Origin of the sequence: Sphingomonas hankookensis, assembly GCF_001619955.1 — a bacterium.
Taxonomy (GTDB): Bacteria; Pseudomonadota; Alphaproteobacteria; order Sphingomonadales; family Sphingomonadaceae; genus Sphingomonas; species Sphingomonas hankookensis_A.
This window is the reverse complement of the sequence record NZ_LQQO01000063.1, coordinates 62260-86236: the sequence shown is the minus strand read 5'-3', so window position 1 is coordinate 86236 and position 23977 is coordinate 62260. Positions and strand designations below refer to the sequence as shown.

21 protein-coding genes are annotated in these 23977 nt (G+C 66.3%); 15 read left to right on the top strand and 6 right to left on the bottom strand.

Features of this window, described 5'->3' with window-relative positions; genetic code table 11:
• The first annotated feature begins 15 nt into the window (after positions 1-15).
• Positions 16-2181: a ComEC/Rec2 family competence protein gene (locus AVT10_RS17155; protein WP_157092807.1), complete on the top strand. Its 2166-nt coding sequence runs from the start codon at positions 16-18 to the stop codon at positions 2179-2181.
• Here AVT10_RS17155 and AVT10_RS17150 read toward each other — a convergent pair.
• Positions 2127-2348, bottom strand: coding sequence for a hypothetical protein (locus tag AVT10_RS17150; protein WP_066694327.1), 222 nt, complete (start codon positions 2346-2348; stop codon positions 2127-2129). The genes AVT10_RS17155 and AVT10_RS17150 overlap by 55 nt on opposite strands.
• 2 nt (positions 2349-2350) lie before the next feature.
• Entirely contained in the window at positions 2351-2905 is a 555-nt protein-coding gene (dcd, locus tag AVT10_RS17145) for a dCTP deaminase (protein WP_066694318.1), read from the bottom strand.
• A gap of 112 nt (positions 2906-3017) precedes the next feature.
• On the opposite strand from dcd, the gene AVT10_RS17140 reads away from it, so the two are divergent.
• Positions 3018-3779, top strand: a complete 762-nt coding sequence (locus tag AVT10_RS17140) for a MerR family transcriptional regulator (RefSeq protein ID WP_066694315.1) — start codon at positions 3018-3020, stop codon at positions 3777-3779.
• Between the two features lie 9 nt (positions 3780-3788).
• Here the strand turns inward: AVT10_RS17140 and AVT10_RS17135 are convergent, their stop codons facing one another.
• From AVT10_RS17135 to AVT10_RS17125, 3 genes are read right to left on the bottom strand one after another with little or no spacing between them, the layout of a single operon-like run.
• Positions 3789-4235 carry a cytidine deaminase gene (locus tag AVT10_RS17135; protein WP_066694312.1) on the bottom strand — a complete coding sequence of 149 codons (447 nt, stop codon included), beginning with the start codon at positions 4233-4235 and terminating at the stop codon, positions 3789-3791.
• Positions 4232-4900, bottom strand: coding sequence for a GH25 family lysozyme (locus AVT10_RS17130; protein WP_066694304.1), 669 nt, complete (start codon positions 4898-4900; stop codon positions 4232-4234). The genes AVT10_RS17135 and AVT10_RS17130 overlap by 4 nt, the downstream gene beginning before the upstream one ends.
• The gene (locus AVT10_RS17125) at positions 4900-5382 is read right to left on the bottom strand and encodes a UPF0262 family protein (protein ID WP_066694577.1); all 483 of its coding nucleotides are present in this window, start codon (positions 5380-5382) and stop codon (positions 4900-4902) included. The genes AVT10_RS17130 and AVT10_RS17125 overlap by 1 nt, the downstream gene beginning before the upstream one ends.
• A 91-nt stretch (positions 5383-5473) precedes the next feature.
• Here AVT10_RS17125 and AVT10_RS17120 point away from each other — a divergent pair, with 91 nt between their 5' ends.
• Positions 5474-6985 carry a replicative DNA helicase gene (locus AVT10_RS17120; protein ID WP_066694301.1) on the top strand — a complete coding sequence of 504 codons (1512 nt, stop codon included), beginning with the start codon at positions 5474-5476 and terminating at the stop codon, positions 6983-6985.
• Positions 6986-7178: 193 nt separating this feature from the next.
• On the opposite strand, the gene AVT10_RS17115 is transcribed toward AVT10_RS17120, so the two are convergent.
• Positions 7179-10556 (bottom strand): TonB-dependent receptor, encoded by a 3378-nt coding sequence (locus AVT10_RS17115; protein WP_198158627.1) that lies wholly within the window; start codon positions 10554-10556, stop codon positions 7179-7181.
• A 357-nt stretch (positions 10557-10913) separates the two neighbouring features.
• Between AVT10_RS17115 and AVT10_RS17110 the strand changes: the two genes are divergently transcribed.
• The 12 genes from AVT10_RS17110 to AVT10_RS17055 all read left to right on the top strand — a co-directional run bounded on the left by AVT10_RS17110 (position 10914) and on the right by AVT10_RS17055 (position 23975).
• The gene (locus AVT10_RS17110; RefSeq protein WP_066694296.1) at positions 10914-12431 is read left to right on the top strand and encodes a tryptophan halogenase family protein; all 1518 of its coding nucleotides are present in this window, start codon (positions 10914-10916) and stop codon (positions 12429-12431) included.
• Positions 12428-13843: a tryptophan 7-halogenase gene (locus AVT10_RS17105; protein WP_084401841.1), complete on the top strand. Its 1416-nt coding sequence runs from the start codon at positions 12428-12430 to the stop codon at positions 13841-13843. Before AVT10_RS17110 ends, AVT10_RS17105 begins: the two co-directional genes overlap by 4 nt.
• Complete coding sequence (locus AVT10_RS17100; protein WP_066694292.1) at positions 13840-15348, top strand: tryptophan halogenase family protein; 1509 nt, start codon at positions 13840-13842, stop codon at positions 15346-15348. Before AVT10_RS17105 ends, AVT10_RS17100 begins: the two co-directional genes overlap by 4 nt.
• A complete protein-coding gene (locus AVT10_RS17095; RefSeq protein WP_066694290.1) occupies positions 15345-16859 on the top strand; it encodes a tryptophan halogenase family protein in 1515 nt (504 codons plus the stop codon). Before AVT10_RS17100 ends, AVT10_RS17095 begins: the two co-directional genes overlap by 4 nt.
• Positions 16860-16999: 140 nt before the next feature.
• On the top strand, positions 17000-18247 hold the full coding sequence (locus AVT10_RS17090; RefSeq protein WP_084401837.1) for an MFS transporter: 1248 nt from the start codon (positions 17000-17002) through the stop codon (positions 18245-18247).
• Positions 18244-19302, top strand: a complete 1059-nt coding sequence (locus AVT10_RS17085; protein ID WP_066694287.1) for a sugar phosphate isomerase/epimerase family protein — start codon at positions 18244-18246, stop codon at positions 19300-19302. The genes AVT10_RS17090 and AVT10_RS17085 overlap by 4 nt, the downstream gene beginning before the upstream one ends.
• Complete coding sequence (locus tag AVT10_RS17080) at positions 19299-20447, top strand: Gfo/Idh/MocA family protein (RefSeq protein WP_066694284.1); 1149 nt, start codon at positions 19299-19301, stop codon at positions 20445-20447. The genes AVT10_RS17085 and AVT10_RS17080 overlap by 4 nt, the downstream gene beginning before the upstream one ends.
• Positions 20444-20821: a c-type cytochrome gene (locus AVT10_RS17075; protein WP_084401836.1), complete on the top strand. Its 378-nt coding sequence runs from the start codon at positions 20444-20446 to the stop codon at positions 20819-20821. Before AVT10_RS17080 ends, AVT10_RS17075 begins: the two co-directional genes overlap by 4 nt.
• Positions 20822-20826: 5 nt before the next feature.
• Entirely contained in the window at positions 20827-21732 is a 906-nt protein-coding gene (locus AVT10_RS17070; protein WP_232308071.1) for a hydroxypyruvate isomerase family protein, read from the top strand.
• Positions 21733-21745: 13 nt separating this feature from the next.
• Positions 21746-22573 (top strand): 3-keto-disaccharide hydrolase, encoded by an 828-nt coding sequence (locus AVT10_RS17065; RefSeq protein ID WP_066694278.1) that lies wholly within the window; start codon positions 21746-21748, stop codon positions 22571-22573.
• Positions 22570-23145 carry a gluconate 2-dehydrogenase subunit 3 family protein gene (locus tag AVT10_RS17060; RefSeq protein WP_066694275.1) on the top strand — a complete coding sequence of 192 codons (576 nt, stop codon included), beginning with the start codon at positions 22570-22572 and terminating at the stop codon, positions 23143-23145. Before AVT10_RS17065 ends, AVT10_RS17060 begins: the two co-directional genes overlap by 4 nt.
• Positions 23145-23975, top strand: a complete 831-nt coding sequence (locus AVT10_RS17055; RefSeq protein WP_232308070.1) for a sugar phosphate isomerase/epimerase family protein — start codon at positions 23145-23147, stop codon at positions 23973-23975. Before AVT10_RS17060 ends, AVT10_RS17055 begins: the two co-directional genes overlap by 1 nt.
• The last annotated feature ends 2 nt before the right edge of the window (positions 23976-23977 follow it).

Sequence of the window (23977 nt, the reverse complement as noted above, 5' to 3'; positions counted from 1 at the left end):
GCGACCGCCCCTAGCATGACGTCCGGCACGCTTCAAACCGTGCGCCGGCCGCATCGGTTCCTTGAGGGGCTGGAGGCGCGAGCGGAGGTGGAGCGGGGGCAGTTGCCGCTGTGGATGCCGGTCGCGTTGGGCACAGGGATCGCCGCCTGGTTCCTGTTGCCGGGGCAGGGGGCGTGGGTCGCGTTCCTGTTGCTGGCGCTGTCGGTCGCGCTGGGCGGCATGGTGCTGCCCTGGGGTATGCGGACCGCGCGGGTGGTGGCGTGGGCCGGCATGCTGGCGATGCTGGGATGTGCGCTGGTGTGGTGGCGGGCGGAGCGGGTCGCCGCGCCGGTGCTGGCGCGACCGGTGGTGGTGGCGTTCGTGGGGCGGGTCGAGCGGGTCGAACCGCTGCCCGCACGCGAAGCGGTGCGGTTGACGCTGCTGCCCGATGCCGGGGCGGGACTGCCGCCGCGCCTGCGCGTCAACCTGTCCGAAAAGGACATGGTGGCAGGCGTCGTTCCCGGTGCGCGAATCTCGCTTCGCGCCCGGTTGATGCCGCCGCCGACGGCCGCCGTGCCCGGTGCCTATGACTTCGCGCGGGCGGCGTGGTTTCGGCGGCTGGGCGCGACCGGGCGGGGCTTTGCGCCGGTGCGGGTCGTGACGCCGGGCAATCCCGGCAATGCCGCCTTACGGGACCGGCTGACCGACCATATCCTGTCGCGGATCGACGGCAGCACCGGAGGGATCGCCGCGGCGTTCGTTACGGGGGATCGCGGCGCCATCGCCGAAGAGGATGCCGAGGCGATGCGGCGCTCCGGCCTGGCGCATCTGCTGTCGATCAGCGGGCTGCATGTCACGGCGGTCGTGGTCGCCACAATGACGGTCGTGCTGAAGCTGCTGGCGCTGTTTCCGCCGCTGGCGTTGCGTATCCGGTTGCCGGTCGTCGCGGCGGCAGCCGGCGCCGGGGCGGCGCTGTTCTATACCTGGCTTTCGGGGGCGGACGTGCCGACGGTGCGGTCGTGCATCGCCGCGCTGCTGGTGCTGGCGGCGCTGTCGCTGGGGCGTGAGGCGATCACGCTCAGGATGATCGCGACGGGGGCGTTGCTGGTGCTGCTGGTGCTGCCCGAATCGCTCGCCGGTCCGAGTTTTCAGCTGAGCTTTGCGGCTGTCACCGCGATCGTCGCGCTGCACGAGCATCCGCGGGTCCGCCGCTGGTTCCTCGCGCGCGACGAAGGCTATGGGCGCAAGATGGCGCGTAGTCTCGGCTCGTTGCTGCTGACCGGTGTGGCCGTCGAGGCAGCATTGATGCCGATCGGGCTGTACCATTTCCATACCGCCGGGTTGTACGGGGCACTGGCCAATATCGTCGCGATCCCCCTGACGACTTTCGTCACCATGCCGTTGGAGGCGCTGGCGCTGCTGCTCGACGTGGCCGGGCTGGGCGCGCCGGCATGGTGGCTGGTCGAGCGGTCGCTGGCGCTGTTGCTGTGGGTGGCGCATGTCGTCGCTTCGGCGCCGGGATCGGTCGCGGCGCTGCCGGCGATGCCCGACGGGGCGTTCGCGCTGATGGTGCTGGGCGGGTTGTGGATCGCCCTGTGGCGGACGACGTGGCGACGCTGGGGCGTGGTGCCGCTGGCGGCGGGGGTGCTATGGGCGCTGGCGACGCCTGCGCCCGACCTGCTGGTGACGGGGGACGGGCGGCATCTGGCGCTGGCGACCGACGACGGCGGCATGGCGATATTGCGCGACCGGGCGGGGGAGTATGTCCGCTCGACCCTGGGCGAGGGCGGTGGCGTGCTGGGCGCACTGCCGCCGCTGTCCGACCAGCCCGGCGCGCGGTGCAGCCCCGACCTGTGCGTTGCGCGGCGTCAAGCGGGCGGACGGGTCTGGACGATCCTCGCGACCCGGAGCGGCTATGCGGTGCCTTGGGCCGAACTGATCGCGGCCTGTGCACGTGCGGACATCGTGGTCAGCGAGCGGCGACTGCCCGAGGAATGCCGCTCGCGCTGGCTGAAGCTCGACCGCGCGATGCTGGCGCGGACCGGGGGCGTCGCGGTGACGCTGTCGACCGGCCGGATAACGACGGTGCGCGGCGGCGGACAGCATCCGTGGGAGACGCCCGAGACGATCGCCCCGCCGCGTCCACCCTATCGCGAGCGGCGGAACGGGCGGAACGGCGGCGCTTCCGACGCGGCGCGGTGATCGTTGATCGCCACACGGGCGCTGACGAACGCAAACCACGCGATCAGCGTCGCCCCGATCCCGAACGCCCAGGGCAGCGGCAGCTTCGGCGCGAGCAGCGCTAGGATCGGCAGCAAGGCCGCCGATCGCACGACGGCGCTGCGCCCGGTCCAGTTGCGCCCGATCATCGTCAGAGCCGGGGCAGGGTCACGCCACGCTGCCCCATATATTTGCCCGCGCGGTCGGCATAGCTGGTGCCGCAGGGCCGGTCGCCCTTCAGGAACAGGAACTGGCACGCGCCTTCATTGGCGTAGATTTTCGCCGGGAGCGGCGTCGTGTTGGAGAATTCCAGCGTGACATGGCCTTCCCATTCCGGTTCCAGCGGGGTCACGTTCACGATGATGCCGCAGCGGGCATAGGTCGACTTGCCGAGGCAGATGACCAGCACGTCGCGCGGAACCCGGAAATATTCGACCGTGCGGGCGAGGGCGAAGCTGTTGGGCGGGATGATGCACACGTTGGTCTTGCGATCGACGAAGCTGTTCTGGGCGAAGTCCTTCGGGTCGACCACCGCCGAATCGACGTTGGTGAAGATCTTGAACTCGTCCGACACTCGCGCGTCATAGCCATAGGACGACAGGCCATAGCTGATGCAGCCCTCGCGCCGCTGCGATTCGACGAAGGGTTCGATCATCCCCGTCGCCAGCGCCTGTTCGCGAATCCAGTGGTCCGACAGGATCGTCATTGCTTGCCCCTTTGCTGCTAGCCGCTCCATCGCCGGATCGCAGGGACAGGGCAAGCGGCATCGTCGCATCGGGGCTTGCGCTTGACGTTGCGTCAAGCGGTAGAGTGCCGCCATGACCACCATGCTCGACATCGCCGACGTTGCCGCCGCCACCGGTCTCAGCAGCCGGGCCCTGCGATTCTATGAAGCGCGCGGGCTGATCCGGCCGCTGCGGACCGCCGGTGGGCGGCGCGTCTTCGGCACGGGCGAGCTGGAGCGGCTGCACGCGATCGTCGCCCTCAAGCGCGCGGGCTTCACCCTCGCGGCGATCGGGCGGATGCTCGATCGGCCAGACGCACGGCTCGGGCCGATGATCGCCGCGCAAGCGGCGGTCGTCGAGACCCAGCGGGCGGCGCTGGCCGACACCGCCCTTTTCTTACGCTCGATCCAGTCCCGCATCGATGCCGGCGAGCGCATCGACGTCGCGACGCTCTGCTCGCTGATCCGAAAGGGAAACATCATGACGACGACCCAATGGAGGGCGGTGATCGACCGCCATTTCACCGATGCGGAACAGGGCGAATGGGCCGAACGCCAAGCGGCGCTGCCCGCCGACTTCGATCAGGCAGCCTATCAAGCGCAATGGACCGATCTGGGTCAGCGGATCGAGGCTGCGCTACCGCTCGATCCGGCGTCCAGCGAAGCGCAGGCATTCCTGGCGGAATGGCAGGCGCTGCTGGCGCCCTTCGCATCGGTCGCGACACCGGAGATGTGGGCGGGTGCGAAGCGATTGCACGACTCGCGCGCCGAATGGGACGGGCAGGCCGATCCGGGTTTCTCCGGGGCGGTCTGGCAGTTCATTCAGGCGGCCGATGCGGCGAAGCGGCCCGATTGATCCGCCGGGTCAGCCGATCCCGAGATCGGCTGGCCCGAACGCATCGGGCAGCAGTTCCGACAGGCGGTAGGAGCGGATGGCGTCACCTTCCGCCGCGCCGCAATGGACGGGCAGGTCTCGGCCGCCCATCTGCGCGGCTTCGTTGATGACCTGACGACAGCGGCCGCAGGGGCTGACCGGGGTCGTGCCGGTGGGGATTCCTTCGGCATCCATCGCGCCGCCGATCACGCCGATCGCGACGATCTGTCGCAACCGTCCCGCCGCCGATGCGCTGGCGATCGCCACTGTCTCCGCACAGAGCGACAGGCCGTAGCTGGCATTTTCGAAATTCGCGCCGGTGACGATCGATCCGTCCTCCATCAGCAGCGCGGCGCCGACCGCGAAGCGCGAATAGGGGGCGTGCGCATGGGCGGCGGCGGCGCGGGCCGCCGCGATCAACTGGGCGGGGTCGGTCATGGGGCGGCTACACTCCAGGCAACGGGTTCGGCGACGCCATCGATGGTGCGCGCCGGGTTCGCCTGCCACATCCGCCACGGCCGCGCCAGATAATCGGGTTCGCGGAAACGTCCCGTCGCCCAGAGCGGCCGGACGATCGCCTCGCTCACCCGATACTCGTCCTCGAACGCGGGCGAGATGCGCAGCACCATCGGGCGGCCGTCATGATATTCGGCAGGGGCGAGAAAGCCGCGAATGGCGGTGAGCACCTGCGCGCGGGTCGGTCGGGCATCGCAGCCGTCGGTAAAATCGAGCGCGAGCGCAGCAGGCAGCGCATCGGCGGCGCGGGGCACGGTGGTGAGATAGGCCGTCACCTGATCGGCGGTCGGTTCGCATAGCGAAAAGACGTGGAGCGCACCGTGGCGCAGGCCCACGGCATGTGCGCCGTTCCAGTTGCCTTCGAACGCCGGATCGCGGGTCGTGCCGCTGGATGCGGTAATGAAGGCGAAGTCCGCGCCGCGTGCGCGCACCATGCCCCAGTCCACCGTGCCGTCGTGGGCGGCCACGGTCAGGCCCTGTACCGGAAAGCGCGCGGCGTCGGGATGCCAGCCGAGCGACCAGCGCCACGTCACCATGGCGGCAATCACCAGCATCGCCAGCGCGCCGAGGATCAACCGGTTCCGCATCATCCCTTGATATGGAGTACGCAGATCAGCGTGAACAGGCGGCGGGCGGTGTCGAAGTCGATCTCGACCTTGCCGTCCAGCCGTTCGCGCAGCGCCTCTGCCGCCTCGTTGTGGATGCCACGCCTGGCCATGTCGATCGTTTCGATCTCGTGCGGGGTCGCTTGGCGGATGGCTTTGTAATAGCTGTCGCAGATCGCGAAATAGTCGCGGATCGGCCGGCGCAGGCGCGCCATGCCCAGCACCAGCGTTTCGATCAGCGTGCCGTCCTCACGCGCAATATCGATCGCCAGCCGCCCCTCCGGCACCGACAGCGCTATGCGGTACGGGCCGGCATAATTGTCGGGCGTCTCGCGCTGCGGGGCGAAGTGATTCGCCTCCAGCAGGTCGAAGATCGCGATGCGGCGTTCCTGTTCGATATCGGCGCTGCGCCACAGGATGGTGCGCTCGTCGAGGGTGACATCGATGATCCGCGGGTCGGCCATGGCTTCCTGTCGCCCCTTCATCTGCTGGCGTCCACCGCAAAATGCGCTGTCAAGCGGTTGAGCGTAACGCCGAGGTCTGGGAGAAGGGGCGATGGCTACTGTTCACAGCATCGGCGGGGGGACTCCCCCGCAACCCCCGCGCGTGCCCCATAACGTCGATGCGGAGGCGGCGCTGTTGGGCGCGATGCTGATCGACAACGGCCTTGCCGACGACATGGTCGAGCGGCTGGACCTCGAACATTTCTACGACCCCGCGCATGCCCGCATCTTCGAACGCATCCGCGACGTGCGCCGCACCGGCATGATCGCCAGTCCGGTGACGCTCAGGCCCATGTTCGATGGCGACGAGCTGCTCGCCGCGCGGGGCGGTACGCAATATCTGGTCGAGATCACCGGCAGCAACGCCAGCCTGATCGGCGCGCGGCAGTTCGCCCAGCAGATCTACGATCTGGCCCAATTGCGCGCACTCATTACGGTCGGCCGCACGCTGGTGGAAAACGCCACCGACACCTCGACCGAGGTCGACCCGAAGAAGCAGATCGAAGCGGCGGAAGAAGCGCTGTTCAAGGTCGCGGCGGAGGGCACCACGGCCAATGCGGTCAAGTCGTTCGCGCAGGCGACGACGATGGCGGTGCGCATGGCCGAACGCGCGATGAACAGCGGCGGCGGCCTGTCGGGCGTCACCACCGGCCTCGATTCGGTCAATGGCCGGATCGGCGGCATGCACCATAGCGATCTCATCATCCTTGCCGGCCGTCCCGGCATGGGCAAGACGTCGCTTGCGACCAACATCGCCTTCAACGCGGCGCAGCGTTACATGGACGACCAGCGCGCGGGCATGGAAAAGGGCAAGTCGGTCGGTGCGAAGGTCGCGTTCTTTTCGCTGGAAATGTCCGCCGATCAGCTGGCGACGCGTATCATGGCGGAGCAGGCGGCGATCAGTTCCGAAGCGCTGCGCATGGGCAAGATCCGCAAGGAGGATTTCACTCGCCTTGCCAATGCCGCCGCCGATCTGGAGCAGCTGCCGCTCTATATCGACGATACCGCCGGCCTTTCCATTTCCGGCCTGCACACCCGCGTCCGCCGGTTGCAGCGCAAGCTGGACGGCGAGCTGGGGCTGGTGGTCGTCGATTACCTCCAGCTGCTGCAGGGATCGGGCAAGGGCAGCGACAATCGCGTGCAGGAAATCTCCGAAATCTCGCGCGGATTGAAGACGCTGGCCAAGGATATCGGTGTGCCGGTGATGGCGCTGTCGCAGCTGTCGCGTGCCGTCGAACAGCGCGAGGACAAGCGGCCGCAGCTGTCCGACCTTCGCGAATCCGGCTCGATCGAGCAGGACGCCGACATGGTGTGGTTCGTGTACCGCGAGGATTATTATGTCGCGGCGAAGGAGCCGAAGCGGCCGCGCGACGGCGACGATGCGAAGATTTTCGAGGATCACGCCAAATGGGCAATGGACATGGAACGGGTCTATGGCCTGGCTGAGCTGATCATCGCCAAGCAGCGTCACGGTGCCACCGGCAAGGTCACGCTGAAGTTCGAACCGCAGATCACCAAGTTTAGCGACTATGCCGGCGGCGGATTCAGCGGGTTGGATGAGTAGGGGGCAGCTATATCGTCATTCCCGCGAAGGCGGGAATCCATAGCCGCTGACGACAATGCCGGAGGCGCTACTTCGGCGTGTATGGACTCCCGCCTTCGCGGGAGTGACGATGGCTTATGGCGACACGGACCGTGTCCACCAAAGAAACGGGGAGGGGCCACTGGCACCTCCCCAAGTTGTTCCGCTCCAGGGGTTAGATGCGGAACAGCAAGCCGACCACGATGCGGCGATCGTTCAGGAAGCTGAACCGATCGTACAGCTGGCCGCTGGCATCGATGTAGGACCGCGCCTTGCTCTTGGTATCGAGGATGTTGGCGATCGATCCGCGTAGCTGCAGGTTGCCGATGTTGAACTTCAGCGACGCGTCGAGGAATCCGGCCGCCGAATTGTAGATCGGGTTGCCGGTCACATAGTCGCGATAGGTGGTCAGATATTCCGAGCGCCAGTTATAGGCGAGTCGGGCCTCGACCACCTTGTCCTGATAGATCGCGACCGCGTTGGCGATATGCTTCGACTGGCCGAGCAGGTCGTCGACACCCCAGCGGAACACGGTGGTCACGTCGTCCGGCACACCGTCGCCATCGCTGTCGACGCCGTTCTGCGGCGGCGTGGTCTTGGCATCGATGAAGGTGTAGTTCCCCTGGAAGCCCAGATGCTTGAGCGGTCCGGGCAGGAAGTCGAAGAACTGCTGATAGCCGATCTCGATGCCCTTCACCTTGGCTTTCGCCTGGTTCACCGCACCGTTGTAAATGATCGGCACCTGCCGTCCGTCGAGCGTCACCGACCCGACCTGCTGGTCGCCGCCGCCGCCGAGCACGCCCAGCGGCAGGCTGCCATTGTTGATGATGTTGCGCAGGTCCTTGTAGAAACCGGCGACCGAGAGATAGCCGCCCTTGAAATACCATTCGTACGACAGGTCGAAGCTGTCGGCGGTGGTAGGCTTCAGGAACGGGTTGCCGCCGCTCACCCGTATTTCGCCGGGAGTGATGTTCTGCGCACCACGATCGATGCCGAACAGCGGGTCGTTGCGGTCGGTGATCTGCGGGAAGTTCAGGCGGTTGATCGTGACGACATATTCCTGTGCGGCACGCAGGTCCTGCACGTTCGGGCGGCTCAATCCTTTGCTGAACGCACCGCGGATCAGCATTTCGCGGTTGAGGTTCCATTTGATGTTGAACGACGGCAGCCAATGCTCGTCCTTCAGCTTCAACGTCCGGGCGATCGCCTGCTGCGCGGCATAGGCAACGGTCTGCGGCGAGAAGTCGCGAATATCGTCGCGGCTTTCCGCATCGTCGGTGCGGGTGCGTACGCCGTTCGCCACCGCCGGCGTCTGGATGTCGTCGACGAACGGACGGAACGCCTGGAAGCCCGACGAATCCAGATCGGTGCGGACGTAGCGGACGCCGACATTGCCGTCGACCGACATGCCGTTGTCGAATTCATGCTTGAAGTCGACGCGGACATAGGCGTTGCGGGTCTTTTCGGTGATGTCCGAAATGTCCGACGGGCGGAAGATCGGGCTGCCGAAGCGGCTGCCGTCCGACGTGCCGCGCGGCACCCAGCCGTAATTGCCGTTCGCGAGCTGCGGTTCGGTGTTCAGATAGTTGCGGAAGTTCGCATAGCTCGACAGCAGGTCCTGGTTCACGAACACGAACGCATTGTTCGCGCCCTGCACCACGCCACCGCGGAAGAAATCGGCAAAATTCACCGCTTCGAAGCCCTGTGACGGGTTCTGGAAGGTGCCGGCGACCGCGAAGCCGCCGCGCCCGTCCCATGCCGGTGCGATCGAGCCCCAGTTGAGCGCCATTTCCTGGTTGATCTGGCTGCGCTCCGACCAGCGCGCACCGAACTTCACGCTGTCGAACCAGCTGGCCAGGCCTTCGCCGCCCGAGACGTCATAGGCGAGGTCGCCCCGGAAGGCCTTCAGCTCGCCGGTGCCGACCTGGAACTGGTCGGCGGCGAACTGCCACGATGATCCGTTGAAATCGGCGGTGCTGGTCGGCGTCGGGATGTAGACGCCCGGCGTGGTCGCCGTCGCGTCACGGTCGCCGGTGAAGCGCGTCTGGTTGGGATTGAAGCGGTGCTGCGGGTCGATCAGGAATTCGATCGACGGATTGTCGAGGTCGTGCCGGATCTTCCAGTTCAGATAGGTATTCATGCCGCCCCAGATCGACCGCTGGCGGGCGTCAGCCTTGGTGTACTGGCCGTCGAGGGTGATGAAGAGGCGGTCGGTTGCGTTCCATTTCAGGTTGAGGCTGAAATCCTCGGTGGTCGCTTCCTCGATCTTGCCGATGCCCAGCGATCCGACCGCTGAACCGCGTGCGCCGGTCCAGCTGTCGGCATTGTTGGTGACATAGCCCGATTCCATCAGGCCGCCGCGGATCGGGATCAGCCGTTCGCAGTCGCCCGGGTTGGACGGAAAGCCGCCGGGGCCGCTGCACATCGAGGTGCCGGCCGTGCTCCAATTCTTGTCGAGCACGATGTCCGACACGCCCGCAGTGGTGCCGGTGTCATGTTCGGGGAACCATTCGAAGGTGCGTTCGATGCTGTTGATCTTGTTTTCGGCGCGAATGTACTTGCCGGTCAGCTGGACATTGTCGTTGCGCCACTGCGCCGCGAGATAATAGCTGATGCGTTCGCGATCGACATCGTTGGTGCGCAGCTGGAAGCCCGGCGTGATGCCGACGATCTGCGACGGATCGACGCCGGCGAACTCGTTCACCTTGTTCGCGCCGGTGAAGGTCGTTTCCGGCACCTGTCCGGCGGCGTTCAGCACGCGCGGCATCGGCGCGTTCTGCTGCCAGCCATGGATGCGCGAATCGAGCCGCGAGCGCGAATAGGAGCCGAGGATGCCGAATTCGCCGATGCCGGTATTCCACCGCTTGCCGGCGGTGATGCTGGCTTGTGGCGACCATTTCTTGCGCAGGTCGGAATAGGTGCCGTCGACCGCGACGACGAACAGATCCTTCTTGCTGTCGAACGGTTCGAGCGTGCGCAGGTTGATCGACCCGCCGATGCCGCCTTCGATCAGGTCGGCGCTCTGGTTCTTGTAGACGTCGACGCCGCCGACCAGTTCGGGCGGGATGCTGGAAAAGTCGAGGCTGCGGCCGCCATTGGCGCTGAATGCGTCGCGTCCGTTGAATTCCGACCGGACGAAGCCCAGGCCACGGACCAGGTTGCCGCGTCCTTCGGGCGACGGAAAATCGGGGCTGGCGCCGCCCTGCGGGAAGCGCGAGATGGTGACGCCCGGAATACGGCCGATCGCTTCGGCGACCGACAGGTCGGGCAGGGTCGCGATGTCCGATGCGGTGATCGAATCGACGAAGGTCGACGACTTCCGCTTGATCTCCTTGGCCGATTCCAGTGCGGCGCGGATGCCGGTGACGACGATTTCAGTATCGCTGGTGGTGGTCTGCGGTCCCTGCGACGTGACCGTCGGTTCCCCTTCCGGATCGGTGGCGGCGTCCTGCGCCGAGGCGATCGACGGCATCAATGCCAAGGTGAGTGCCGATGTCGCCATCAGCAGGCACTTGGCCGAGCCGGATCGAATGCGGAATCGCTGTGCGTTCATTGCTCTATCCCCTCCCAAAGGTCGCCCGTTGTTACGGCCGCCCCGGTTTCCCCTGTGGCCGGTCAGATCGGGTCTCATGCCGTATGTCGATACGACTTGGCCCGCATGGTTCCGGCTACGACGAATCGCATACCGGATCGTTTTTAGTCGGACAAGATAGCGGTAACATTTTTCCTGGCCACGTTGACAATTGGGTACGAAATCGCGCTTTCCTGTTGAGAAGGAAGTAATTTCAGCCGTTACCATTGCTGCGATGCGGCGAAGCTGCGCGAAGACTGTTAAAAGTCTTGCGTATTGCTAAGACGGGCAGGGGGAGTGCCGTAAGGTGAGGAAAGAAATTGTCCGGGTAGAAGCGGCATGACCGACCGGCGGGTTACCTCGGCGTGCATCGTCGGCGGGGGTACGGCGGGATGGATGACCGCCGCTGCGCTTGCGAACAGGCTCGCCGGTTTGGGCGTGAGGGTCCGCCTGATCGAATCGGAGGAGATCGGCACGGTCGGCGTCGGTGAAGCGACGCTGCCGCATATCCGCGCGTTCAACGCGACGCTGGGGATCGCCGAGCCCGAGCTGATGCGGGCGACCGAGGCGACCTACAAGCTGGGCATCGAATTCTGCGACTGGGGCCGAATCGGCGACCGCTATATCCACCCCTTCGGCAATTACGGGCCGGAAGAGGATGGCATCCCCTTCTACCACCAATGGCTGCGGCTCAGGGCAATGGGCGATGCCGGTCGGCTGGACGACTATTCCTATCCGGTGATCGCGGCCGAACAGAACCGGTTCCGCCATCCCGCCAGCGAGCCGGGCCGGGTCGAATCGAGCTTCGGCTATGCCTATCAGTTCGACGCGTCGCTCTATGCCGCATTCCTGCGCCGCTATGCCGAGACGCGCGGCGTCGAGCGGATCGAGGGCAAGGTGGTCGACGTCGCGCTGGATGGCGAGGGGGGCTTCGTCCGCGACGTGACGCTGGCCGATGGCCGGACGATCGGCGCCGAGCTGTTCATCGACTGTTCGGGCTTTCGCGGGCTGCTGATCGAGGGGGCGTTGCAGTCGGGCTATGACGACTGGAGCCGGTGGCTGCCATGCGACCGCGCGGTCGCGGTGCCGACCGAGAGTCGCGGGCCGCTCGGCCCCTATACGCGCGCGACGGCGCGGACGGCGGGGTGGCAGTGGCGTATCCCGCTGCAGCACCGCGTCGGCAACGGCCATGTCTATTGCAGCGATTTCATCTCGGACGACGAGGCCGAGCGGCAGCTGGTCGACCATCTCGATGCGCCGATGCAGGCGAACCCGCGCCGGTTGCGCTTCACTACCGGGCGGCGGCGCGATTTCTGGAAGCGCAACGTCGTCGCGATCGGGCTGGCCAGCGGGTTCCTCGAACCGCTCGAATCGACCTCGATCCATCTGATTCAGGACGGGATCACCGAATTGCTGGCGCTGTTTCCGGACCGCGACTTCGCGGCGGAGGACATTGACGAATATAACCGCCGCATGGCGCTGCATTTCGAACGGGTGCGCGATTTCCTGCTGCTGCATTATGTCGCGACGGAACGGGACGACAGTCCGATGTGGCGGCATTTCCGCGCGCTGACGCTGCCCGACAGCCTGGCGCACAAGATCGATACGTGGCGCACGCGCGGTTATGTCGTGCCCTATCAGTTCGGGCTGTTCCTGCCGCCCAGCTGGGTTGCGGTGATGCTCGGGCAGCGGCTGATGCCGGGCGCCTACGACCCGCGCGTCGAGATGATTGCGCCGGACGCACTGGCGGCACAGGCGGCAGCGTTGCGGGCGGAGGTCGCCGGCGCGGTGCAGGCGACGCCGGACCATGCCGACTATATCCGCCGTTCGCCGGCGGCCGCCGGCCTCGCCGCATGACGGTCCATCGGATCTTACTTTGCGGTGACGGGCTTTCCGCGCGCATGGCGCTGGCCGCGTTGGCGCGGCACTTGCCGCCATCAATCGCGATCCTGTGGGCGCGGGCCGGCGACCAGCGGGGCAGCGACCTGTTCTATGGCAATGTCACCGGGCCATCGGCCTATGCGTTCAACCTGACCGCCGGGTTGGACGAACGGCGGCTGACGCTGGACAGCACGACGGCGTTCTCCTGGGGTACGCGCTATGCCGACTGGGGGGCAGGGCGGTCGTGGATGCAGTCGTTCGCCTTGCCCTTTCCGGTGATCGACGGCGTGCAGTTCCATCATTATCTGGCATCGGCCGGTGCGGACAGCATCGATCCGTTCGTGGCCGGATTGCAGGCCGCGCGCCGCGGCGTGTTCGTCCACCCGCCACGCGCGGGCGCGAACGGGGCGCCGCATCCGCTGTCGCGCGCCGAATATGGCTATCAGTTCGATGCGCAAGACTATGCGCGCCTGTTCGACGTGCCCGACCGGGTCGAGCGGATCGGTGGCGCGGTTGCTTCGGTCGAGGCGGCGGACGGGCGCATCGCCGGCGTGACGATGGACGATGGGCGTGTCGTGATCGCCGATCTCTATGTCGACGCATCGGGGCCGGAGGCGCAGCTGTTGGCGGCGTTGGCGGGCGATCGTCCATCGGGCCGGGCGATAGCGATCGCTACCAGCGACTTGCCCGCCGATGATCAGGCACCGCTCCGAACGGTCCGGGTGACGTCGTCGGGCTGGGAAAGCGATACGCCGTTGAAAGGCCGCACGCGGCGGACCGTCGTCGGTGCGGTGGGCGAGGTCGCGGGGACAAAGGCGACCCTGGGACGTCGTTCGCTGGCCTGGGCCGGCAATTGCGTGGGCGTCGGTCAGGCAGCCGGCGTGGTCGAGCCGCTGACCCCCGCGCCGATGCTGTTGCTGGAGCGGGACATCGAACGACTGCTGGCATTGATCCCGGTCACCGGCGGGATGGCGGTCGAGGCGGCCGAATATAACCGCCGTTTCGCCGAGGATTACGACCATGCCGCGCTGTTCCAGCAGGCGATGTTCCAGGCTGGTGGATTGCCGGACGGACCCTATTGGCAGGCGGCCCGTGCGGAGGCGGTGCCCGAAAGGCTCGAGCGCAAGCTGACCATGTTCGAACGGCGCGGGGTGCTGGTCGCCTATGACCTCGAACCCTTCCACCCGGAGGACTGGCTGATCCTGCACATGGGCATGGGGCGGCGGCCGGCGCGATACGATCCGCTGGCCGACCGGGCGGAGAGGGCGCAGGTCACGCCGTTCCTGTCGAAGATGGCGCGCACCATCGAACAGGGGGTGGCGACGCTGCCGCCCGCGCGCGTCTATCGCGCCCAATTGGAGCAATATCTGCGAAAGGCGGCATCGTGAACGCACCCCTGTTGCGCCGGATCGTGATCGTCGGCGGCGGATCGGCCGGCTGGATGACGGCGGCGGCGCTCTCCAGCCTGCTGGGTCCGAAGGACGTGGCGATCACGCTGGTCGAATCCGACGCGATCGGCACGGTCGGGGTGGGGGAGGCGACCATTCCCGACATCCTCGCCTTCCACCGGATGCTGGGCGTGAACGAAGCGGAGTTCATGGCCGCGACTCGGGCGACGTTCAAACTGGGGATCGAGTTCGTCGACTGGGGCGCGAAGGGTGACCGCTATATTCATCCGTTCGGTCAGCATGGCGTCGACATGCAGGGCATCGACTTCCACCAATATTGGCTACGCGCGCGCGAGGACGGTGCGACCGACCCGATCGAAGCATACAGCCTGTGCGCGGTCGCGGCGCAGGCCGGGCGGTTCGTCCTGCCCGATCCCAATCCCCGGTCGGTGCTGTCGCAGATCCGCTATGCCTATCATTTCGATGCGACGCTCTATGCCCGCTTTCTGCGCCGCTATGCCGAGACGCGGGGCGTGGTGCGGGTCGAAGGGACGGTCGGCGAGGTCGGGCAGGATGCGCGGGGCGATATCGCCCGGCTGACCCTGTCGGACGGGCGGGTGGTCGAGGGTGATTTCTTCTTCGACTGCACCGGCTTTCGCGCGCTGCTGATCGGCCAGACGCTGGATGCCGGGTTCGTCGACTGGAGCCCCTGGCTGCCCTGCGATACCGCGCTGGCGGTGCCGAGCGCCCACGCCGGAGCGCCGACGCCCTATACCCGATCGACCGCGCGCGACGCCGGCTGGCAATGGCGCATCCCGACGCAGCGCCGCGTCGGCAACGGCCATATCTTTGCAAGCGCGTTCCAGTCGGAGGATGCCGCCCGCGACGTAATGTTGGCGACCCTCGAAGCAGCTCCGCTCGCCGATCCGCGTCGGATTACGTTCCGCGCAGGGTGCCGCGAGCGTTTCTGGCAGGGCAACTGCATCGCGATCGGGTTGGCGGCGGGGTTCCTCGAGCCGCTGGAATCGACGTCGATCTATCTGATCCAAGAAGGCATCAGCCGTTTCATCTCGCTGTTTCCCCGGGGCGACATTCCCGAAATCCTGCGCACCGAATATAACCGCCACATGCGTACCGAGTTCGAACAGGTGCGCGATTTCATCATACTGCATTATGCCGCGACGACGCGCGACGACACGCCGTTCTGGAACTACTGCCGAACGATGACGCTGCCCGATACGCTGCTGCACAAGATCGAGCTGTTCCGTGAAACCGGGCGGGTATTCCGCTATAACGACGAGCTGTTCGCGCGGCCGAGCTGGGTTGCGGTGATGCTGGGGCAGGGGATCATGCCGACGACAAGCGACCCGATCGTCGCCACGCTGCCGGCGGACGATGTCGCGCGCAGCCTGGCGTCGATGCGCGAGGCGATGGCGGCGGCGGTGCAGCGGATGCCGACCCATGGCGAATTCCTGTTGCGCTACTGCCCGGCGGTTGCGGCATGAAGGACGGCAATATCCGCAGCATCACCATCGTCGGCGGCGGCACCGCCGGGTGGATGGCCGCCGCCGCCTTCTCCCATATCCTGTCAGGCAGCGGCATTGCGATCCGCGTCGTGGAGTCGGAGGAGATCGGGACGGTCGGGGTGGGCGAGGCGACGATCCCGCATATCCAGTATTTCAACCGGCTGCTCGGCATCGACGAGGACGAGTTCGTTCGCCGGACTTGCGCGACGTTCAAGCTGGGGATCGAGTTCGTCGACTGGGGCCGGATCGGCGAGCGCTACATCCATCCCTTCGGCAGTTACGGGCAGGAGATGGAGGGGCTGCACTTCCATCAGTTCTGGTATCGGCAGGCGCAGATGGGCGGCGCGCTGCCGCTCGACCGCTACAGTATCGGCGTGGGCGCGGCGCGGGCGGGCAAGTTCCAGCGGCCCGACCACAGCCGGCCGGGATCGCCGCTCGCCGGCATATCCTATGCCTTCCAGTTCGATGCGGCGCTCTACGCCCGTTACCTGCGCGAACGCGCCGAGGCGGCGGGCGTCGAGCGGATCGAGGGGCGGATCGTCGATGTCGCGTTGAACGGCGCGAACGGTCATGTCGACCATGTCCTGCTGGAAGATGGACGCAAGGTTGCGGGCGATCTGTTCATCGACTGCTCGGGCTTTCGCGGGCTGCTGATCGAAGGAGCGCTGAAGGCCGGTTACGACGATTGGAGCGAATGGCTACCCTGCGACCGGGCGGTGGCGCGGCCGTGCGCGCGGATCGGCGATCCGACGCCCTATACCCGCGCGACCGCGACCAGCGTCGGGTGGCGCTGGCGTATCCCGCTCCAGTCGCGGACCGGCAACGGCCATGTCTATTGTTCGGACTATATCGATGACGATGCCGCGCTGGCGATGCTCGACGCGAGTCTTGACGGCGAACCGCTTGCCGGACCGAACTTCTTGCGCTTCACCGCGGGCGTCCGGCGCAAGGCGTGGGACCGCAACGTCGTCGCGCTCGGGCTGGCGTCGGGGTTTCTCGAACCGCTCGAATCAACGTCGATCCATCTGATCCAGTCGGGGATCGCGCGGTTGCTGACCAATTTTCCCGACCGGTCGTTCAACCAGCCCGATATCGACTATTATAACCGCCGGACCCGCGCGGAGTATGAGCAGATCCGCGACTTCCTGATCCTGCATTACAAGGCGACGGCACGCGACGACAGTCCGTTGTGGCGCCGGTGCCGCGACATGGCGATTCCGGCATCGCTGGAAGAACGCATCGCGATCTTCCGCGAGAATGCCCGGCTCTACCGCCACGACAATGAACTATTCAGTGAAACGAGCTGGCTGGCGGTGCTGCATGGTCAGAATATCGCGCCCAAGCGCTATCATCCGATCGCCGATCTGCTGCCGGATGCCGAACTGGACGACCGGATGACGCGGATCGCCGCGGCGATGGATTCGGGCGTGCGCGTGATGCCGGATCATATGGCGTTCATCGATCGCCATTGTCGCAGCCCAAACCAGTGAACGTTATCAATCCGCAGCGAAATCACCATGCATCAAATATCGTAAAAGCTGTGAAACCGGTTACATTGGACTTTACAGCGGTGTCATATCTACCTAGCCTCGTGCGTAATTAGCAGACAAAACCGCGGAGGGGATGGCGCATGGCCATTGCGGAGGGTGTGGGACGTCGCAGCGGCGCGACGGTCGATGGCGGGATGACCGTCCGACTAAGCGCTTTGATGTTCATGCAGTTTTTCATCTGGGGCGCGTGGCAGGTCACGCTCGGCCTGGTCATGCAGACGGTCGGCATCGGCAATCTGATCGGCAATGCGTTTTCGATGGGGCCGATCGCGTCGATCGTCGGGTCGCTGCTGCTCGGCATGGTCGCGACGCGCTATGTCGCGCCCAAGATGCTGATGGTGATTTTGCATCTGGTTGGCGGGGTGTTGTTGTTCCTGTTGCCTTCGCTGATTACGCCGGAGCGCGGGGGCACCTTCGTGTGGCTGCTGCTCGGCTACATGATCCTGTACATGCCGACGGTCGGTCTTGCGAACACCATCGCGCTCAAGAGCTTCGGCGAACGGACCGACAATTTCCCGTTCGTGCGTGCGTTCGGCACGATCGGCTGGATCGCGTCGGGCCTGATCATCGGCTGGGCGGGACTGTCGGCCAGCCCGCAGATCTTTACCGTCGCGGCGGTCGTGTCGGTAGCACTGGGTCTCTACAGCGTCACGCTGCCGACCGTCGAAGCGGACAAGCCGCAGGGCGGCAGCGTCCTGGCGCAGGTGTTCTGCGTCGAGGCGTTCTCGCTGATGCGGAACAAATCGTTCCTGGTGTTTATCGCTTGCGCGACGCTGATCTCGGTCCCGCTGGCGATGTATTATGCCTATGCGTCACCCTATGTCGGTGCGGCGGGGATCGAGAATGTCGGCGGTACGCTCGCCATCGGGCAGATGTCCGAGCTGGTGTTCATGTTCTCGATGCCGTGGCTCTATCGCCGCTTCGGGGTGAAGCCGCTGCTGCTGGTCGGCATGGCTGCGTGGGCGCTGCGGTATGCATTGTTCGCGATCGGTGACGGCGGGTCGGGCATCTGGGCGGTCTATCTCGGCGTCGCGCTGCACGGCGTCTGCTACGACTTCTTCTTCGTCGCGGGCGCGATCTACACCGGCATCATCGCCGCGCCGAAGGGCGTGAACGCACAGGCGCAGGGAATGCTGACCCTGTTCACCTATGGCGTCGGTATGCTGCTCGGCTCGCAGATCGGCGCGTTGCTCTATGCGCAGCTGCCGGCCAACCCGACCATTGCCGACTGGCAGGGCATGTGGGTCTATCCCGCCGTCGCCGCCGCCGCCATCGCGCTGCTGTTTCAATTGACCTTCCGTGACGACCGCAAGGAGACGCTGGCATGACGGGCATGAAGGGACCGGGCATCTTCCTCGCCCAGTTCATGGGCAACGAGGCCCCGTTCGACACGCTGGAGAATATGGCGGAGTGGGCCGCGGGCCTTGGCTATGTCGGGGTGCAGATCCCGTGCGACAGCCGTCTGATCGACCTGAAGACCGCGTCGGAAAGCCAGGATTATTGCGACGAGCTGACCGGCAAGCTGGCGACGCTCGGCATCGAAGTGACCGAGCTGTCGACCCATTTGCAGGGGCAGCTGGTCGCGGTGCATCCGGCATACGACACGCTGTTCGACGGTTTCGCGCCGAAGGAAGTGCACGGCAAGCCGGCCGAGCGGCAGGTCTGGGCAGTCGAGCAGGTCAAGATGGCGGCGAAGGCCAGCGCGAAGCTCGGCCTGAAGGCGCATGCGACCTTCTCCGGCGCGCTGGCCTGGCCCTATTTCTATCCGTGGCCGCAGCGTCCGGCGGGGCTGGTCGAGGAAGCGTTCGCCGAACTCGCGCGGCGCTGGACCCCGATCCTCGACGTGTTCGAGGACCATGGCGTGCATTGCGCGTTCGAGGTTCATGCCGGCGAAGACCTGCACGACGGTGCCACCTGGGAGCGTTTCCTGGAGGCGGTGAAGGGCCATAATGCCGCGCGGCTGCTGTTCGACCCGTCGCATTATGTCCTGCAACAGCTCGACTATCTCGACTTCATCGACCGCTATCACGATCGCATTTCGTGCTTCCACGTGAAGGACGCCGAATTCAATCCGACCGGCCGGTCGGGCGTCTATGGCGGCTATCAGAACTGGGTCGACCGCGCCGGACGCTTCCGCTCGCTGGGCGACGGGCAGGTCGATTTCTCGGGCGTGTTCAGCCGCATGGCGCAATATGGCTATGATGGCTGGGCCGTGCTCGAATGGGAATGCGCGCTGAAGAATTCGGCGGACGGGGCGGCGGAAGGCGCGCCGTTCATCGAAGCGCACATGATCCGCCTGACCGATCATCCGTTCGACGATTTCGCCGCGAGCGGGGTCGATCGCGCCGCGATCCGCACGCTGATGGGGCTGTCGCCGGAATGAGTGCGAAGCGCCCCTTGAAGCTCGGTATGGCCGGCGGCGGCGAAGGCGCGTTCATCGGCGCGATCCACCGCCACGCCGCGGCGATGGACGGCGACTGGCAACTGGTCGCCGGCGCGTTCAGCAGCGATGCGGGACGTAACGCCCGGAGTGGCGATGCGCTCAATCTCGATCCGGCACGGGTCTATGGCGACGTCCACGCGCTGATCGCGGGCGAGCTGGCCCTGCCGGTCGGCGAGCGGATCGACGCGCTGGCGATCGTGACGCCCAACCACCTGCACGCGCCGATGGCGATCGCCGCGCTCAACGCCGGCATCCATGTCTTCTGCGAAAAGCCGATGGCGATGAACGGCGACGAAGCCCGCGCCATCGCCGCCGCCGCCAAGGCCGGCGGCGCGAAGTTCGCGCTGGCCTTTACCTATAGCGGCTATCCGCTGGTCGAGGAGGCACGCGCCCGCGTCGCGCGGGGCGAACTGGGCAAGATCCGGCTGGTGCAGGTCGAATATCTGCAAGGTTGGCTGAGCCTCCCGATCGATGGCGAGGGCAACAAGCAGGCCGAATGGCGCACCGATCCGGCCAAGGCCGGGCTGGGCGGGTGCCTGGGCGATATCGGCACCCACGCCTTTCACCTTGCCGAGCATATCGCGGGCATCCGCGTGGATACGCTGTCGGCGGACCTGACGACGCATGTCCCGGGCCGCCGGCTGGACGACGATGTCAGCGCGCTGCTGCGCTTCGAAGGCGGCGCGCGCGGCACGTTGAAGGCGACGCAGGTCGCGGCTGGCGAGGAGAACGGCCTGAAGCTGCGTGTGTCGGGCGAACTCGGCACGCTCGAATGGGCGCAGATGGAGCCGAACACGCTGACGCTGCGCTGGCTCGACCGGCCGGCCGAGGTGGTGCGTGCCGGTGGACCGGGGCTGGGGGCGTCGACGCAGGCGCTGCTGCGTACACCTTCGGGTCATCCGGAGGGCTATATCGAGGCATTTGCCAATCTGTATCGGGGCTTCGCCGCCCGGATACGCGGTGACGACGAACGGTTCGTGCCCGGCCTGACCGATGGCCTGCGCACCATGGCCTTTATCGAGGCGATGATCGCGAACGCCGCGTCGGACGACAAATGGACCCATGTATCGGGAGAGTATCGATGAAGTTTTTGATGGGGACCGCCATCGCCGGGACCAGCGCCGCCGTCGCGCTACTCGCCACCGCCACGCCGACAACGGCGCAGACGCCCGCGCCCCCCGCGTTCAATGCGTGCAAGGCATGCCACACGGTCAACAAGGGCGGTCGCAACGGCATCGGCCCGAATTTGAACGGCGTGGTCGGCCGCCCGGCGGCATCGGTCGCGGGCTTCAACTATTCGCCCGCGCTGAAGGCGTCGAAGCTGCGCTGGGATGCCAAGACGCTCGATGAATATCTCGCGGCTCCGACCAAGAAGGTTCCGGGCACGCGGATGCCGATCGCGACGCCCGATGCGACGAAGCGCGCGGCGATCATCGCCTATCTGACGTCCGCCAAATGAGCGGCGTGTCGCGACGCACGGTGATGGCCGGCGGCGCTGCGGCGACGCTGGCGGTCGGCGTCGGCGCGGCACAACGTCCGCCGTCCAACGCGGCGCGCTTCTCGCTGAAGTTCGCGCCGCACGAAGGCAGCTTCGCCAGTCGGGGCGGGCGGATCGAACAGATCGCCTATGCCGCCGATCAGGGCTTTACCGCCTGGGAGGATAACGAGGCGGGCCTGCGCAGCGTTGCCGAGCAGACGGCGATGGCCAAGGCGCTGCAACAGCGCGGCATGACGATGGGCGTGTTCGTCGCCTCCATGCCGAAATGGGCACAGTCGCGGCCGATCCTGGGCGCGACCGATGGCGCGGAGCGCGAGGCGTTCCTGAGCGATATCCGCAAGTCGATCGACGTCGCCAAGCGGCTGTCGGCGACGCGGATGACCGTGGTCACCGGCTTCATGGACCCGCGCGTCCCGCTGGATATCCAGACCGCGCGGGTGATCGACGTGATGCGTCGCGCGGGCGAGATCGTCGCGCCGCACGGCATCGCGATGGTGATGGAGCCGCTCAACACCCGCACCGACCATCCCGGCGTCTATATGCAGACCGTGGCGCAGGGCTATGCCGTCGCGCGCGGTGCGAACAGTCCGGGCGTGAAGGTTCTGGCCGACCTGTATCACGAACAGATTCAGTCGGGGAATCTGATCCCGACGCTTGCCGCGTGCTGGGACGAGATCGGCTATATCCAGTTCGGCGACAATCCGGGGCGGAACGAGCCGGGCACGGGTGAGATCAACTATGCGACGATCGTCCGCTGGCTGCGCGACAAGCGCTATGCCGGGGTGATCGGGATGGAACATGGCAATTCGCTGAAAGGCCGACCGGGGGAGGAGGCGCTGGTCGCCGCCTATCGCCGGATCGATCAGGTTTAAGGGGGAGGCGAGGATGACGCTCCGCACGATGGTCGCGCTCGGCGCGACGTTGATAACGCTCTCAGCATCCGGTGTCGCGCAGGACAAGCCGGGGTTCAAGGATACGCCGATGCTGCCGGGTGGTCAGTGGCGCGTCCACGACGCCGACCGGCCTGCGCCGGTGGCGGTGACGCCGGCGAAGCAGCCCGGCGGTGCGCCGTCCGACGCGGTGGTGTTGTTCGACGGGCGCTCGCTCGATGCATGGACGCCGCAGCGCATGGCATGGCCGATCAAGGACGGGGCGATGACCGTGCCGTCGCGCGCCAGCGCCGGGGGCGAGAATGCGCTGGTGACGAAGCAGAGCTTCGGCGATGTGCAACTCCATCTGGAGTTCCGTTCGCCCAACCCGCCGACCAAATCGTCGCAGGATCGCGGCAATAGCGGTATCTGGTTCATGCAGCGCTACGAGGTGCAGATCCTCGATGGCTATCAGAACCCGACCTATGCCGATGGCACGGTGGGCGCGGTCTATGGCTGGAAACCGCCGCTGGTGAACGCGTCGCGCGCGCCCGGCGAATGGCAGAGCTACGACATCGTGTTCGAACGGCCGCGCTTTGCCGCCGACGGATCGCTGGTGCGGCCGGCCTATGTCACGGCGTTCCTGAACGGGGTGCTGGTGCAGAATCATCAGGCGATGCTGGGCACGACCGTCTGGCGGCAGGTCGCGACATATACGGCGCATGGCGATGCCGCGCCGATCCAGTTGCAGGACCATGATTCGCCGGTGTCGTTCCGCAATATCTGGGTCCGCCCCTTGCCCGAAGCCGCCATCGCGCAGGATTTGAAGGAGACGATGAAATGATCGACCGGAGGACGGCGCTGGCCGGCGTCGCGGCGATGTTCGGCACCGCGCTCTACGCACCGCTCGCGCGGGCCGCGGGGGCGAGCGGACCGGTCACCACGCCGGTGCCCGCCATCAGCGAAGGGCCGCCGAGCGTGGCGGTGTTCACGCCCGTGCAGCGGGCGGCGATGACCGCTCTGAGCGAGCGGGTGCTGCCGACCACCGATACGCCTGGCGCGATCGCCGCCGGGGTGCCGGCCTATATCGAAAAGCTGCTCGCCGACTGGTCCTATCCGGCCGAGCGCGTGCCGATCCTCGCCGGACTGGACGCGATCGAGGCGAAGTCGATGGCCGATTACCGCGTGTCGACCGCCAAGGCGACACCGGCACAGCAGGACGCGCTGCTGACGCTGGCGATGAACGACCGGATCACCGGCGGCAAGACGTTCTTCGAAGCGTTCCGCCAGCTGGTCATCGCCGGCTATTATACGTCGGAAATCGGCATGACGCAGGAGCGCGAATATCTGCCGGTGCCCGGCGAATATGACGGCGCCTTTCCCTATTCCAAGGTCAACAAGGTCTACAGCGCATGATGATCGATCGCAGGAACCTCCTGATCGGGGCGGGCGGCGTCGCCGCGCTCGCCGCCACCCGTACCGCGTCGGCCGCACAGATCGGCAAGATCGGTATCCAGCTCTACACCGTCCGCGACCTGTTCCAGAAGGACCCGGTCGCGACGCTGACGTCGATCGCGAAGATCGGCTATCGCGAGGTCGAATATGGCGGCGGCGGGTACGACGCCATGGACCACAAGATGCTGCGGCGGACGATGGACCGGCTGGGGCTGACCTCGCCATCGGTCCATATCGGCTATGACGCGCTGCTCGGCTCGTTCGACAGGCAGGTGGCGATGGCGAAGACGCTGGGCGCCGATACGGTCATCCTGCCGTACATGACCGACGAATATCGCAACGAAGCCGGTTGGGCGAAGGCATTGCCCAATATCAACCGCTTCGCCCGCGACCTGCGCAAGGCGGGGTTGGGCTTCGCCTATCACAATCACGACTTCGAATTCACGGTGAAGCCGGGCGGGGTCAGCCTGTACGAACGGCTGCTCAAGGAAACCGACCCGTCGCTGGTGAAGGTCGAACTCGACCTCTATTGGGTCGGCCATGCCGGCGAGGATGTCGGCGGCTGGATCGACCGGCTGGGACCGCGCCTCTACGCCTATCATGTGAAGGACGCGCGCGCCGATGGCAGCATGACCGCGGTGGGTGCCGGCAAGACCGATTTCGCTGCGCTGTTCCGCCGTCCGGGAAGCCGGGGTGTCCGCCATTTCTATGTCGAGAACGACCAGGCGCCTGCGCCCTATCTGCCCGACATCACGACGAGCTACCGCACGCTGCGCGCGCTGCGTTACTGAAT